14 protein-coding genes are annotated in these 13,275 nt (G+C 73.9%); 10 read left to right on the plus strand and 4 right to left on the minus strand.

The window, feature by feature from the left end; genetic code table 11:
- Window positions 1-29 precede the first annotated feature (29 nt).
- The 3 genes from AB0B33_RS26845 to AB0B33_RS26855 all read left to right on the plus strand — a co-directional run bounded on the left by AB0B33_RS26845 (window position 30) and on the right by AB0B33_RS26855 (window position 3,370).
- Window positions 30-680 (plus strand): cutinase family protein, encoded by a 651-nt coding sequence (locus AB0B33_RS26845; RefSeq protein ID WP_360776728.1) that lies wholly within the window; start codon window positions 30-32, stop codon window positions 678-680.
- A gap of 78 nt (window positions 681-758) precedes the next feature.
- Window positions 759-1,913 carry a histidine kinase gene (locus AB0B33_RS26850; protein WP_360776730.1) on the plus strand — a complete coding sequence of 385 codons (1,155 nt, stop codon included), beginning with the start codon at window positions 759-761 and terminating at the stop codon, window positions 1,911-1,913.
- Complete coding sequence (locus tag AB0B33_RS26855) at window positions 1,910-3,370, plus strand: BTAD domain-containing putative transcriptional regulator (RefSeq protein WP_360776732.1); 1,461 nt, start codon at window positions 1,910-1,912, stop codon at window positions 3,368-3,370. Before AB0B33_RS26850 ends, AB0B33_RS26855 begins: the two co-directional genes overlap by 4 nt.
- Before the next feature lie 123 nt (window positions 3,371-3,493).
- On the opposite strand, the gene AB0B33_RS26860 is transcribed toward AB0B33_RS26855, so the two are convergent.
- Together AB0B33_RS26860 and AB0B33_RS26865 are read right to left on the minus strand one after the other, a co-directional pair.
- Entirely contained in the window at window positions 3,494-4,177 is a 684-nt protein-coding gene (locus tag AB0B33_RS26860; protein ID WP_360776734.1) for an ABC transporter ATP-binding protein, read from the minus strand.
- Window positions 4,174-5,241, minus strand: coding sequence for an ABC transporter permease (locus AB0B33_RS26865; protein ID WP_360776736.1), 1,068 nt, complete (start codon window positions 5,239-5,241; stop codon window positions 4,174-4,176). The genes AB0B33_RS26860 and AB0B33_RS26865 overlap by 4 nt, the downstream gene beginning before the upstream one ends.
- Before the next feature lie 191 nt (window positions 5,242-5,432).
- Between AB0B33_RS26865 and AB0B33_RS26870 the strand changes: the two genes are divergently transcribed.
- The 4 genes from AB0B33_RS26870 to AB0B33_RS26885 all read left to right on the plus strand — a co-directional run bounded on the left by AB0B33_RS26870 (window position 5,433) and on the right by AB0B33_RS26885 (window position 7,722).
- Window positions 5,433-6,635 carry a sensor histidine kinase gene (locus AB0B33_RS26870; RefSeq protein WP_360776738.1) on the plus strand — a complete coding sequence of 401 codons (1,203 nt, stop codon included), beginning with the start codon at window positions 5,433-5,435 and terminating at the stop codon, window positions 6,633-6,635.
- Window positions 6,636-6,705: 70 nt separating this feature from the next.
- The gene (locus tag AB0B33_RS26875) at window positions 6,706-6,834 is read left to right on the plus strand and encodes a hypothetical protein (RefSeq protein ID WP_360776740.1); all 129 of its coding nucleotides are present in this window, start codon (window positions 6,706-6,708) and stop codon (window positions 6,832-6,834) included.
- 124 nt (window positions 6,835-6,958) lie between these two features.
- A complete protein-coding gene (locus AB0B33_RS26880; RefSeq protein ID WP_360776742.1) occupies window positions 6,959-7,090 on the plus strand; it encodes a hypothetical protein in 132 nt (43 codons plus the stop codon).
- Complete coding sequence (locus tag AB0B33_RS26885; RefSeq protein WP_247022687.1) at window positions 7,087-7,722, plus strand: response regulator transcription factor; 636 nt, start codon at window positions 7,087-7,089, stop codon at window positions 7,720-7,722. The genes AB0B33_RS26880 and AB0B33_RS26885 overlap by 4 nt, the downstream gene beginning before the upstream one ends.
- Here AB0B33_RS26885 and AB0B33_RS26890 read toward each other — a convergent pair.
- A complete protein-coding gene (locus AB0B33_RS26890) occupies window positions 7,709-8,953 on the minus strand; it encodes a PHB depolymerase family esterase (protein ID WP_360776744.1) in 1,245 nt (414 codons plus the stop codon). The genes AB0B33_RS26885 and AB0B33_RS26890 overlap by 14 nt on opposite strands.
- A gap of 100 nt (window positions 8,954-9,053) precedes the next feature.
- Between AB0B33_RS26890 and AB0B33_RS26895 the strand changes: the two genes are divergently transcribed.
- The 3 genes from AB0B33_RS26895 to AB0B33_RS26905 are packed head-to-tail and all read left to right on the plus strand — an operon-like array spanning window position 9,054 to window position 12,378.
- Entirely contained in the window at window positions 9,054-9,257 is a 204-nt protein-coding gene (locus AB0B33_RS26895; protein WP_360776746.1) for a cation transporter, read from the plus strand.
- A 29-nt stretch (window positions 9,258-9,286) separates the two neighbouring features.
- Window positions 9,287-10,150 (plus strand): hypothetical protein, encoded by an 864-nt coding sequence (locus AB0B33_RS26900; RefSeq protein WP_360776748.1) that lies wholly within the window; start codon window positions 9,287-9,289, stop codon window positions 10,148-10,150.
- Window positions 10,151-10,161: 11 nt separating this feature from the next.
- Window positions 10,162-12,378 (plus strand): heavy metal translocating P-type ATPase, encoded by a 2,217-nt coding sequence (locus AB0B33_RS26905; protein WP_360776750.1) that lies wholly within the window; start codon window positions 10,162-10,164, stop codon window positions 12,376-12,378.
- On the opposite strand, the gene AB0B33_RS26910 is transcribed toward AB0B33_RS26905, so the two are convergent.
- Entirely contained in the window at window positions 12,350-13,267 is a 918-nt protein-coding gene (locus AB0B33_RS26910) for a LysR family transcriptional regulator (RefSeq protein WP_360776752.1), read from the minus strand. The genes AB0B33_RS26905 and AB0B33_RS26910 overlap by 29 nt on opposite strands.
- Between the last annotated feature and the right edge of the window lie 8 nt (window positions 13,268-13,275).

Genomic DNA, 13,275 nt, shown 5'->3' on the forward strand with positions numbered 1-13,275 from the left:
CCGGGCCGCGACAGTTCAAGGGGGTTGCTGTGAAAAAGATTTCGATCCTGCTGACGGGCATTCTCGCGTCGGCCGGGCTGGGCCTGCTTTCCCCACCCGCGGCGCAGGCCGCGTCGTGCGACGGCACTTACACGATCGTGGTCGGCGGAACGGGGGACAACGATTCCAACGCCCCCTATTGGCAGGGCAACATCAGCCAGCGCGTCGGGTACCCGGCCCAGCCGATCGGCTACAACGCCCGCCAGGGCGTCAACGAGCTGAACCGGCTGATCCGCGACCAGCGCAACGCGTGCGGGGGCCAGCACGTCAAGGCGGTCGGGTTCTCGCTCGGCGCCGCGGTGGTGCACACGTGGGTGACCGAAAACTGGCAGACCTTCGACAACGTGAACGCCGTGCTCATCGCGGACCCGAAGCGGGCACCGGGACCGGGCAACGCCGGGGCGGCGGGCCACCCGCTGATCGCGCCCATCGCCGGTTTCCCGCTCGCCGGGGTGGACGACTTCTTCGGGAACATCCCCACGTTGACGTTGTGCACCGATGACGTCATCTGCGACATCGACGCGGCTTCGGGCCTGCCCGGTTACCTCTGGGAAGGCAAGCACGGCAACTACAACTTCAACGTCGACGTCTATTCCGACGACGCCGGCGGCCAGTGGTACAACGGCGTTTACCACCCCTGATCCGCGATATCCGGAAGACAGGCGAGGCGAGCCGGCCGGGTGCCGGCTCGCCTCGCCCTTTAGGGTGAAGGTGTGAGAATGCGGGATCGGCTGGAAGCGAGCCTCGCCCAGTCCCGGATCGCGTTGCCGTGGTGGGTCGCGGTCTGCACGAACGCCTTCACCGGGTTGCTGGCCGCCACCGCCATCGCGCAGCGGGCGGGGGTGCTGCCGCCGCTCGTGCTCGTCCTGGTCGCCCTGCTCGTCGTGGCGACGAGCCTGGTCTGGCTGGCCACCGGCCGCATCCTCCCGGTGTGGACCAAGTGCGTCACGGTGGCCGGCGCGGTGACGATCCTGCTGACCGAACCCCGCCTGCCGGACTTCGCCCCGATCGTGCTCGTGGTGTTGGCCGCCGAGGTGGCCTCGATCGCCCGGCCCGCGGTCGCGTTCCTGTTCCTGGGCCTCGACCTCGCGGTGCTCGTCCTGGCGGCGGCCGGGCCCGGGCTGACCGGGGCGGCGGTGTACCTGGCCGCGGTGCTGCTCGGGCACTCCGGCGGCTTCATGCTCCGCTGGTACGTCCGCGCGCTGGCCGCCGAGCGCGCCGGCCGGGACGCCGAACGCGAGCACACGATCCTCACCGAACGCCAGCGCATCGCGCGCGAGGTGCACGACGTCGTGGCGCACTCGCTCAGCATCACGCTGCTGCACCTGACCGGTGCCCGCCGCGCGCTGCAGCAGGACCGGGACGTCGACGAAGCGATCGAGGGGCTCACCGAGGCCGAGCGGGTGGGCCGGGCGGCGATGTCCGACATCCGCCGCACGGTCCGGCTGCTCTCGCACGCGCCGGCCGAACGGCACACACTGCCGGGCGCCGGTGACATCGCCGGGCTGGTCGCCCACACCCGCGGGGCCGGCCTGGACATCCACTTCGAGCAGGAAGGCGACGCCGCCGACGTGACCGACCTGGCCGGGCTCACGCTCTACCGCATCACCCAGGAATCGCTCGCGAACATCGCCAAGCACGCGCCGCGCAGCACCGCCCGGATCCGGCTGCACGTCGGCCGGAACGAGGTCCGCCTGAGCGTCCGCAACACCCTGCCCGACCGGCCGGCCGAGTTCTCGACCGACGGCTCCGGGCTGACCGGGATGGCGGCGCGGGCCGAACAGATCGGCGCCCGCCTGCGCGCCGGGCCCGACGGCGGCGACTGGCTCGTCGACCTCGCCGTCCCCCCGACGGCGACCGGAGCGGTGTCGTGATCCGGGTCCTGCTGGTCGACGACCAGGAGCTGGTCCGGTCCGGGCTGCGCCGGATCCTGCGGCAGCGCGACGGGTTCACCATCGCCGGCGAGTGCGGTGACGGTGCCGAGGTGCCCGCGGCGCTCGCCGCGGCCGAAGCCGACGTCGTCGTGATGGACCTGCGGATGAAGCACGTCGACGGGATCGAAGCGACCCGTCGGCTGCGCGAGACCGGCCCGCGGCCGCCGGTGCTGGCCCTGACGACGTTCGACGACGACGAACTGCTCGCGGGCGTGCTGCGCGCGGGCGCGGTCGGGTACGTCCTGAAGGACTCGCCCGCCGAGGACCTGATCCGGGCGGTCCGCGCGGTGGCCGCGGGTGACGCGTGGCTCGACGTCGCCGTCACCGCCCGCGTGCTGACCACTTTCCGGCACTCGGCCGGGCAGCCGGAGCCGCGGCCGGGCGCGCTGACCCCGGAGCAGCTCGAGGTGCTGCGCGCGGTCGGCCGCGGCGGCACCGACGCCGAGATCGCCACCTCGCTCGGCATCCCGGAAGCGGCGGTGAAGACCCGGTTCGCCCGCCTGCTGAAGGAACTCGGCCTGCGCGACCGGGCCGCGGCCGTCGTGTACGCGTTCGACCACGGCATCGTGACGGCCGCCCGGACCCCCGCCGTCGTCCCGGCACCGGCGCCGCGGCCTTCGGTGGCGCAGCTGCGGTTCTCGGTGCTGGGCCCGCTGCGGGCGTGGCGCGGCACGGCCGCCCTCGACCTCGGCCCGGTCCGGCAGCAGGCGCTGCTGGCCGCCCTGCTGCTGCGCCCGGACGTCGTGGTCACCGACACCGGCCTCCTCGACGACGTCTGGGGCCTCGAACCCCCGGGCACCGGCACCGGCGTGCTCCCGACGTACGTGCTGCGGCTGCGCGCGTGTCTGCGCGCGGCGAAGGAGACGAGCAAGGAGTCGGTGATCCGCCGCGGCCGCGCGGGGTACTTGTTCGCGAGCAACGGCGTCTGGACCGACCTCACGCGACTGCGCGAACTCGACCGCGAAGCGAAGGCGGCCGCGGACACCGGAGACCTGACCACGGCGGCCGAGCGGTGCGCCGACGCCATCGGCCTCTTCCAGGGCGAGCCCCTGGCGGGTTTGCCGGGCCCCTTCGCCGAAGGCGAGCGGCTGCGCCTGCGCGAGTACCGCCTTTCGCTGGCCCAGCGCAAGGCGGACTCCCAGCTGCGGCTGGGCCGCTACGCGTCGGCCGCGGAGGAGCTGTCCACGGAGCTCGCGGCGCACCCGCACCGCGAGCCGATCGCGGCTCTGCTGATGCGCGCGCTTTATGCCCGCGGACTGCGGACGGACGCGCTCGCGGTGTACCAGCGGATCCACGACCGGCTGCGGCATGATTTCGCGGTGGAGCCGGGCGCGGAGCTGAACCGGACCCGGACGGCGGTGCTGGAGGGCGACGATCGGTCTCTCGGGTTCGCATGAGCGTCGTCGGAGCTTTCAGCCGGCGGGTACCGAGCCCGATCGTGGCTTTGCTGATGGGCGCGCTTTCCGCCCGCCCGGCGCGGAGCTGAACCGACCCGGACCGCCTGAGCACCGCCGGAACGCTCAACCCGCCGGTGCCGAAACCCGCAGGCGGCCGTCGCGCACTTCGGTGATCCGGTCCGCCGCCGCGAGGTGGGCGCGGTCGTGGGTGACGAGGACAGTCGCGGTGGCTCGCTGGTGGGTGAGGCGGGTGACCAGATCGATGACGGCGGCGCCGCGGTCGTGGTCGAGGGCGCTGGTGGGCTCGTCGATCAACAGGACCGTCGGGTCGTTCATCAGGGCCCGGGCGATGTTCACGCGCTGGCGCTGACCGCCCGAGAGCTGGTGCGGACGGCGTCCCGCCTGGGCGGCGAGGCCGACCGCGTCGAGCAGGTCCAGCGCGCGCGTGCGAGCTTTGGCCGCCGAACGCCCGTCGATGCGGGCCATGACCTGGAGCTGTTCGGCGGCGGTCAGGGCGGGCAGCAGGTTGGGCTGCTGGAAGACGATGCCGATCTTGTGGCGGCGCAGGTCCGTGCACTCGCCGCGGCTCAGTCCGGCGGTCGTGGTGCCGTCGACGGTGACCGTGCCCGAGTCGGGCGTGATCAGCGTGGCCGCGACGGCCAGCAGGCTCGACTTGCCGGAGCCGGACGGCCCGACCACCGCGGTCAGGCTGCCCCGCGGGACGGCCAGGCTGACGTCGTCGAGTGCGGTCAGGCGGGTGTCGCCGTCGGGGTAGGTGAGGGTGACTCCGGTCAGGGTGAGGCTCATCGGGCACTTCCCAGGGCGGTCAGCGGGTCGACGGCGGTGACCCGGCGGATGGCGAGCGCGGCACCCAGCCCGCCGAGCAGGACCAGCACGGCGGCCGGGACGAGCACGGTGGCGGGGGTCAGGACGAAGGGGATCGCGGAACCGGCCAGCGCGGCACCGGCGGCGACGGCGAGACCGGTGCCGGCGAGGGTGCCGCCGGCGAGCAGGACGGCGGCTTGGCCGAGTGCGTCCGTGAGCAGCCCGGCCGTGGTGGCGCCCAGGGCTTTGAGGATGGCGACGTCGCCGCTGCGCTGGATGGTCCAGACGGTGAAGAAGGCACCGATGACCAAGGCGGAGATGACGAACAGGAAGCCGCGCATCAGTTGCAGGGAACCGTTTTCGGACCGGTAGGAGCCGATCGCCGACAGCGAGTCGTCCCGGGGGACCGTCCGGGTGCCGGCGGCGTGGTCGGTGGCCGCGAGGTCGGCGCCGGACGTGGTGGTCAGGGCGATCACCGTGGCGTCGCCGCCGGTCGGCGGGGCGATCGCCCGCCAGACGTCGAGGGTGGTCCAGACGACGGGGGTGTGGCTGAACGAGGCGTCGCCGGCCACCGCGGCCACGGTGAGCTGCCGTCCGGCCAGCGTGATCCGGGCACCGGGCCCGGTGTCCAGGTCGGCGGCGGCCGCGACGGACAGGACCACGGTGTGCCCGGTGAGCGCGCCGCCGTCCGGGGCGAGCCCGGATCCGGCTCGGACGCCGAAGGCGGAGACCCCGCTGCTCCGGGCACCGGCGGTGGCCTTGGTGGTGGTGATGCCCAGCGGTTCGGCGCCGGTGATCCCCGGTGCGGCGGCCCACTGACGCCACTGCGCCTCGGTGACGGTGGAGTCGGCGTACGACGGGTCCTGGCCGCCGCCGAAGGCGATCCGGTCGGCGGGTAGGCCGGTGATGGCGGAGACGTTCTGCCTGCCGAGCCCGGCGGTCAGTCCGGACAGCAGGCCGACCAGCAGGGTGATCAGCACGATGACGGTGCCCATCAGGGCGAAGCGCCCCTTGGCGAACTTCAGGTCTCTCCAGGCGACGAACACGGCGTCGGTCTGTCCTTTCGGGAGGGGAGCGGGTACGTCCCCACAGTCGTCGCCGGTGCCCCGGTGGGGCATCCGGCCGGGGACGGCACTTCCCGGGCCGGACGGTGGCGCGCCGGTTCCCCCTTTCGATAGAGGTGGTTCCCGCCGCGGCTCCGTAACCTGGACGCACTGTGAACGCCGCCGCTCCTGCCTTGACGCCGACCACCCGGGTGCTGACCTGGTGCCTGCACCTGCTGCTCGTCGCCCTGCTGGTCCTGGCGGCCGCGCGGGCCGTGGCCGGGGGTCAGCCGCGGGCCGGGGCGGTCGTCGCGGTGGCGGTGGCCTGCGCCGTGGTGTACGCGGCCGGGCCGCTCCTCCCGCCCGTCCGCACGTCCCGGCGGGCCGCCGCGGCGTGGCTGGGCGCGGTCGGCGCCGGGTGGCTGGCCCTGGTGGTGCTGACCGCCGACGGCGTGTGGGTCGCCTTCCCGCTGTACTTCCTCCAGCTCCACCTGCTGTCCCGCCGGGCGGGCCTGCTCGCGGTGCTCGCCACGGCCCTGACCGCGATCATCGCTTTCGCCGCGCACCAGGGCACCTTCGGCCCGGCCGCCGCGATCGGCCCGGCGCTCGGCGCGGCGGTCGCGGTCGCCGTGGTGTGGGGGTACCAGGCGCTCTACCAGGAGAGCGAACGCCGCCGTCGCCTGATCGAGGAGCTCACCGCGGCCCGGGCCGACCTGGCCGAGGCCCAGCACACCGCCGGGGTGCTGGCCGAGCGGGAACGCCTGGCCCGCGAGATCCACGACACCCTCGCCCAAGGGCTGTCCAGCATCCAGCTGCTGCTGCGCGCCGCCGGGCGGTCCCTGCCCGGAGAACCGCAGGGGAACGCGGCCCGCTACGTGGAGCAGGCCCGGCAGGCCGCCGCGGACAACCTCGCCGAAGCACGCCGCTTCGTCGCCGCCCTCACCCCGCCGGCGCTGGACGGCACCACGCTCGCCGGCGCGCTGGAACGCCTGTGCGCCACCACCAGCGTCCGCCACCGGATCACCGCGCGCTTCCACCGCACCGGCGACCCGGCACCGCTGCCGGCGGCGCACGAGGTCGCGTTGCTGCGCATCGCCCAGGCGGCGCTCGCCAACACGGTCCGCCACGCCGGCGCCACCACCGCCGAGGTCACCTTGAGCTACCTCGGCGACGAGATCGCCCTCGACGTCGTCGACAACGGCACCGGCTTCGAACCCGGCGAGCTCCCGGCCCCCGACCCCGGCGAGGGCGGTTTCGGCCTGGCGGCCATGCGCGCCCGCACCCACGCACTGGGCGGCTCGTTCACCATCGAGTCGGCCCCCGGCCAGGGCACGGCGCTGGCGGCCCGCCTGCCGCTGCCCCGGCCCGCCGAAGCCCAGCCGGAGGTGCACCGTTGACCGGCAGCTTGATCGGGTCGGCGACCGAGCCCGGGGCGCGGTTCGCCGAGGTGCAGCGGGAGGCCTGCCGATGACGGAGATGCCGATTCGGGTGTTGCTGGCCGTCGACCTCCTGGTGCGGGTGGGGTGGGTGGCCGAGCCCGGTCTCGAGGTCGCCGGGGCGCGGTTCGCCGAGATGCTGCGGGAGGCCTGCCAATGACGGAGATGCCGATTCGGGTGTTGCTGGCCGGCGACCTCCTGGTGGTACGGGCGGGGCGGGCGGCCGAGCCGGGTCTCGAGGTCGCCGGGGCGCGGTTCGCTGAGATGGAGCGGGAGGCCCGCCGATGACCGAGATGCCGATCCGGTTGTTGCCGGTCGACGACCTCCTGGTGGTACGGGCGGGGCGGGCAGCCCAGCCCGGTCTCGAGGCCGCCGTTGCCCGGGCCGCCGAGATGCAGCCGGAGGCCCGCCCATGACCGAGACCCCGATCCGCCTGTTGCTGGCCGACGATCACCCCGTCGTCCGGGCCGGGTTGCGGGCCGTGCTCGAGACCGAGCCCGGTCTCGTCGTGGTCGCCGAGGCCGCCACCGCCGAAGCCGCGGTGGCGCGGGCCGCCGGTGGGGACGTCGATGTCGTGCTGATGGATCTGCAGTTCGGTGCCGGGATGACCGGAGCCGAAGCCACCGCGGCGATCACCGCCCGGGCCGGGGCGCCCCGCGTCCTGATCGTCACCACCTACGACACCGACGCCGACACGCTGCCCGCCATCCAGGCCGGTGCCACCGGGTACCTGCTCAAGGACGCGCTGCCCGAGGACCTGGCCGCCGCGGTGCGCACCGCGGCGGCCGGGCGCACCACCCTGGCGCCCACCGTCGCCGACCGGCTGGTGGACCGGATGCGCCGGCCCGGTGCCGCGGTGACCCGGCGGGAGATCGAAGTGCTCGCCCTGGTCGCCGACGGCCTGTCCAACCGGGCCGTCGCCGAGCGCCTCCACCTCACCGAAGGCACGGTGAAATCGCACTTGGCCCGCTGCTACACCAAACTCGGCGTCGACTCGCGCACCGCCGCCGTCGCGGCCGCGACGGACCTCGGCCTCATCCGCCGTTGACCTTGCGCGCCATCCACTGCCACAGGTGGGTTCCGCGCGTGCTCGGGTCGTTGCGGGCCGCGTAGATCCACGACCAGTGCCCCGGGAACTGGTGCCCGTTCCGGATCACGTGGTCGTACAGCGTCAGTTCGGCACGCGGGATGAGGTCGTGCGCGTGGACGGAGTTGGCCAACGGGTCCACCGTGTCGTCGTCGCGGGAGGCGATCAGCCAGGTGGGCGTGGTGATCGCGGTCAGCTCGGGGTCGGGGATCAGCGGTGGGTCGCCCGCTTTTCGCCCGGCGACGACGCCGCAGACCGGCACCGACGAAGCGAACGTGCCGGGGTAGACCGTGGTCATCTTCAGGCTCATGTAGCCGCCGTTGCTGCAGCCGGCGACGTGCACGCGGGCGGGGTCGACGGGGTGCGCGCGGACGACGTCCCGGACGATCTCGCGGATGAGCGGGGCGAAGCGGGGGCCGTCGTCCATCCAGGCCGCGGTGCATTGCGGCGCCACGACGTAAGCGCTTTCAAAGGTCGCCTGCGCTTCCCGGGTCGCGAAGCCGAGGGCACCGCGGTTGGCGCGCAGCGTGGTCTCGTTGTCGTAGTAGCCGTCGGGCAGCCAAGCGCCTTCCCCGCCGCCGTGGAGCCAGACGACCAGCGGTCTCCGGCCGTGCCGCTCCGAGGGCGAATACAGCCGGTACTTCATCCCCGAACCCGAGACGTGGTGGGTGAAGGCGTCGACTTCGGGGTTGACCAGCCGGTCCTGGGTGAAGCCGCCGATGTTGACCGGACGGCCGTGCCGCCGGACGGGGGCGTTCTGCGTGATGGTGTAGACCAGGTCGAGCCGGACGTTGCGGCCCTTGCCGTTGATGTAGCCGAGGGTGCCACCGCCCGTCTGGCCTTCGCCGTGGCTCAGTTCGAGCACGATGTTCCCGCGGTGGTCGAGCCGCGCGGCCGTGACGGGCCGGTCGAGGTCGTAGCCGATGTCCTGGCCGCCGGTGTCGATGGGGCTGGTGGCCTTGACGTGCACGCCGAACGTCGTGGTGGTGAGGCTCGCCGGATCGAGCGGGCCGAGCCGGGCGGTGCCGAGGGTGAGCGAGGTGATCTGCTCGCCGCCGTCGAGGGTTTCGGCGTCGAGGGTGAACCCGACGCGGCCGGTCGAAGAGGCTCGGGCTACGCCGGGGAGCGCGAGCCCGGCGGTGATCCCGGGGCCGGTGAGCAGAACGGTGCGCCGGCTGAACGCTTTGACCATGCGGAACTCCTTTGTCCGATGCAAGCGCTTCCATCGTCACGCAGATCCGGGGTGATCGCCATCACTTGAAACCCATACCCCGTAGGGGTACCTTCGAGTCATGGAGAGCACCTACACCGTGACCGGCATGACCTGTGCGCACTGCGTGGCTTCCGTCAGCGAGGAGGTCGGCGCGGTCGAGGGCGTCAGCGCCGTCGCCGTCGACCTGCCCACCGGAACCGTCACCGTCACCAGCGAGCGGGCGCCCGAAGCCGCGCGGATCCGCGCCGCTGTCGAGGAAGCCGGCTACACCTTCGCCGGCTGAGCCGGGCGAACGGATCGAGGGGAGTTGCCATGAACACCGCAGCACGGCTCGCCGCGTTCGGGGGAGCGCTCGCGCTGCTCGCCGCCGGGGGGTTCGCCGCCGGGACCGCGGCCGGGCCGGTCGCCGCCGCGCCGGGGGAAGGCACCGGACACGCGGGCATGGCCGGGGAAAGCGCCGGTCACGCCGAGCTGGCCGCGGCGGGTGAGCTGCCGGGCGGGCTCGCCGCGAGCGGGGACGGCTACACCTTCACCCTCGCCGGCCCGACGCCCGAACCCGGCCGGTTCTCGTTCGCGATCACCGGCCCGGACGGCAAGGCCGTCACCGCGTTCGACGTCGAGCACGAGAAGAAGCTGCACTTGATCGTGGTCCGCCGCGACACTTCGGGCTTCCGGCACGTCCACCCCGATCTGGCCCCGGACGGCACGTGGAGCGTCCCGTTGACGCTGCCCGCCGCGGGTTCCTACCGTGCGTTCGCCGACTTCGCGCCCACCGGCGGCAAGCCGATGACCCTCGGCGCCGACTTTTCGGTCGCGGGGGACTACCAGCCGGTGACCTTCGCGCCCAGCCGCGTCGCGAACGTCGACGGCTACCGCGTGGAGCTCACCGGGGACCTGGTCGCGGGGAAGACGTCGCCCCTGACGCTGACCGTCGGCCGCGGCGGCGTCCCGGTCACCGATCTGCAGCCGTACCTCGGTGCTTACGGGCACCTGGTCGCGTTGCGCGGAGGCGACCTCGCCTACCTGCACGTCCACCCCGAGGGCAACCCCGGTGCCGGGCCCGAGGTGAAGTTCGCCGCCGAGGTACCCAGCGCGGGGACCTACCGGCTGTTCCTCGACTTCCGCCACGGCGGTGTCGTGCGGACCGCCGAATTCACCCTGACGACCGGCCACTGACGGAGGCGACCATGACCGAGATCGAACTCGCGATCGGCGGCATGACCTGCGCGTCCTGCGCCAACCGCGTCGAGCGCAAGCTCAACAAGCTCGACGGCGTAACCGCTTCGGTCAACTACGCGACGGAGAAGGCCCGCGTGCGGGCGCCCGGGAACGTCGATCCGGCCACCCTCGTGGCCACGGTCGAAGCCGCCGGCTACCGCGCGACCCTGCCGCGGCCGGAGCCGGCCGAGCCGGTAGGCCCGGCGACCGATCCGCTGCGGCAGCGGCTGATCACCAGTGCCGTGCTCACGGTGCCGGTGATCCTCCTGGCCATGGTGCCCGCGCTGCAGTTCACGTACTGGCAGTGGATTTCGCTGACGCTGGCCGCGCCGGTCGTCACCTGGGGCGCGTGGCCGTTCCACCGGGCGGCGTGGACGAACCTGCGCCACGGCGCCGCGACCATGGACACGCTGGTGTCGATGGGCGTGCTGGCCGCGTTCGCCTGGTCGCTGTGGGCCTTGCTGTTCGGCACGGCCGGGACGCCGGGGATGACCCACCCGTTCGAGCTGACGATCGCGCCGTCCGACGGCGCCGGCGCGATCTACCTCGAGGTCGCCGCGGGCGTCACCACGTTCATCCTGGCCGGCCGGTACTTCGAGGCGCGGTCCAAGCGCCGCGCGGGCGCCGCGCTCCGGGCGCTGCTGGAACTCGGCGCGAAGGAGGTCGCGGTGCTGCGGGGCGGCGCCGAAGTCCGGATCCCGACGGCCGAGCTGGCGGCGGGGGACCGGTTCGTCGTGCGGCCGGGCGAGAAGATCGCGACCGACGGCGTCGTCGAGACCGGCAAGTCCGCCGTCGACGCCTCGATGCTCACCGGCGAATCGGTGCCCGTCGAGGTCGGCGAGGGTGACGCCGTCACCGGCGCGACGGTGAACGCCGGCGGCCGGCTGGTCGTGCGGGCCACCCGCGTCGGCGCGGACACGCAGCTCGCGCGGATGGCCAAGCTGGTCGAGGACGCCCAGAGCGGCAAGGCCGGCGTCCAGCGGCTGGCCGACCGGATCTCTGGGGTGTTCGTCCCGATCGTGATCGGGCTGGCCGTGGCCACGCTCGGCTTCTGGCTCGGCAGCGGCGCCGGGACCGCGGCGGCGTTCACCGCGGCGGTCGCGGTGCTGATCATCGCCTGCCCGTGCGCGCTCGGCCTGGCCACGCCGACGGCGCTGCTCGTCGGCACCGGCCGCGGCGCCCAGCTCGGTGTGCTGATCAAGGGCCCGGAGGTGCTGGAGTCGACCCGCCGCGTCGACACGGTCGTGCTGGACAAGACCGGCACGGTGACCGCGGGCCGCATGACGCTCACCGGCGTGCACGCGGCCGGGGGCGTCGACGAGGGCGAGCTGCTGCGGCTGGCCGGTGCGCTGGAGGACGCGTCGGAGCACCCGATCGCGGCGGCCATCGCCCGCGGTGCCCGTGAGCGCGGCGAGCTGCCCGCCGTCGAGGACTTCACGAACGTGGAAGGCCTTGGCGTGCAGGGGATCGTTGACGGGCACGCGGTCCTCGTCGGCCGCCCGGCGCTGCTCGAAGACTGGAGCCGGCCGTTGCCGGCGGACCTCACGGCGGCGAAGGCGGCGGCCGAGGCGCGCGGGCACACCGCGGTCGCGGTGGCCTGGGACGGCGCGGCCCGCGGCGTCCTGGTGGTCGCCGACACCGTCAAGCCGACATCGGCCGAAGCGATCGCCCGGCTGCGGGCGCTCGGGCTGACCCCCGTATTGCTGACCGGGGACAACGCCGCGGTCGCGCGCACGGTGGCCGCGGAGGTCGGGATCGACGAGGTGATCGCCGAGGTGCTGCCGGCGGACAAGCTGGACGTCGTCAAGCGGCTGCAGGACGAGGGCAAGGTCGTGGCCATGGTCGGCGACGGCGTGAACGACGCGCCGGCGCTGGCGCAGGCCGATCTCGGGCTCGCCATGGGAACGGGCACGGACGTCGCGATCGAGGCGAGCGACATCACCCTGGTCCGCGGCGACCTGCGCGCGGTCGCCGACGCGATCCGGCTGTCCCGCCGGACGCTGCGGACGATCAAGGGCAACCTGTTCTGGGCGTTCGCCTACAACCTGGCGGCGCTGCCGCTGGCCGCGGCGGGGCTGCTGAACCCGATGATCGCGGGCGCGGCGATGGCGTTCAGCTCGGTGTTCGTGGTCGGCAACAGCCTGCGGCTACGCGGTTTCACCGGCTCGGGCGCCGCGAAGCCGTGATCGCGTCCGGCAGCCGGGCGGCCAGGTGGGTGACCAGCTCGGCCGTCCGGCGCGGGACGTGGGCGTCGTCGGCCAGCAGGGCGTAGATGTCCGCGGGCGGCGTCGGCACGCCGGGCAGCACCCGCACCAGGGCGCCGCTGTCCAGGTGGGGCCGGACCTGCCATTCCGAGCGCATCACGATCCCGCGGCCTTGAAGCGCCCAGTCCGTGACGATGTCGCCGTCGTTGCTCGCCAGGCTCCCGCGCACCCGCACCTGCCGGGGCTGGGCGGCACCGCCGAAGCGCCACACGGCGAAGTCGCCCTCGTTCTCGCGCAGCACGATGCAGTCGTGCGAGGCGAGGTCCTCGATCCGTTCGGGGGTCCCGCGACGGTCCACATAGGACGGTGCCGCGCACGGCACCCGGCGGTTGCGCGCCAGCCGGCGCATCCGCAGCGTCGAGTCCGGCGGCGTCCCGACGTGCACGGCGAGGTCGAACTCGCGCCGGTGCGGCCGCAGCGGCAGCGCCGAGGTGTGGAGCCGGACGCGCACCCGCGGGTGCCGCGCGGTGAACTCGCCGATGAGCGGCGCGACGTGCGCGCGGCCCAGCCCGAGGGTCGCCTGGACGACGATCGGGCCGCGCAGGTCGCCGGCGCGGTGGCCGACCAGGTCGTCGAGCTCGCGCACCTGGTCGAGGATCGCCTCGACGCGGGCCGCGTACAGCTCGCCCTCGGCGGTCAGCGCGAGCCGCCGGGCGCCGCGGTGCACCAGGCGGACGTCTAGCCGTTCTTCCAGTGCCTTCAGGCGCTTGCTGACCACCGGCAGCGAGACGTCCAGCTCGCGCGCGGCGGCGGTGAGCGTCTCGCTGACGGCGACCACGTGGAAGAAACCGAGGTCGTCGAGCCTTTCCATGGGGGAAA

Origin of the sequence: Amycolatopsis sp. NPDC049159 (assembly GCF_040648295.1) — a bacterium.
GTDB lineage: Bacteria > Actinomycetota > Actinomycetes > Mycobacteriales > Pseudonocardiaceae > Amycolatopsis > Amycolatopsis pretoriensis_A.

Coding starts and splice junctions, on each gene's coding strand:
- AB0B33_RS26850 (WP_360776730.1), top strand. CDS start 759: ATGCGGGATCGGCTGGAAGCGAGCCTCGCCCAGTCCCGGATCGCGTTG.
- AB0B33_RS26860 (WP_360776734.1), bottom strand. CDS start 4,177: ATGAGCCTCACCCTGACCGGAGTCACCCTCACCTACCCCGACGGCGAC.
- AB0B33_RS26875 (WP_360776740.1), top strand. CDS start 6,706: ATGACGGAGATGCCGATTCGGGTGTTGCTGGCCGTCGACCTCCTGGTG.
- AB0B33_RS26880 (WP_360776742.1), top strand. CDS start 6,959: ATGACCGAGATGCCGATCCGGTTGTTGCCGGTCGACGACCTCCTGGTG.
- AB0B33_RS26885 (WP_247022687.1), top strand. CDS start 7,087: ATGACCGAGACCCCGATCCGCCTGTTGCTGGCCGACGATCACCCCGTC.
- AB0B33_RS26890 (WP_360776744.1), bottom strand. CDS start 8,953: ATGGTCAAAGCGTTCAGCCGGCGCACCGTTCTGCTCACCGGCCCCGGG.
- AB0B33_RS26895 (WP_360776746.1), top strand. CDS start 9,054: ATGGAGAGCACCTACACCGTGACCGGCATGACCTGTGCGCACTGCGTG.
- AB0B33_RS26900 (WP_360776748.1), top strand. CDS start 9,287: ATGAACACCGCAGCACGGCTCGCCGCGTTCGGGGGAGCGCTCGCGCTG.
- AB0B33_RS26905 (WP_360776750.1), top strand. CDS start 10,162: ATGACCGAGATCGAACTCGCGATCGGCGGCATGACCTGCGCGTCCTGC.
- AB0B33_RS26910 (WP_360776752.1), bottom strand. CDS start 13,267: ATGGAAAGGCTCGACGACCTCGGTTTCTTCCACGTGGTCGCCGTCAGC.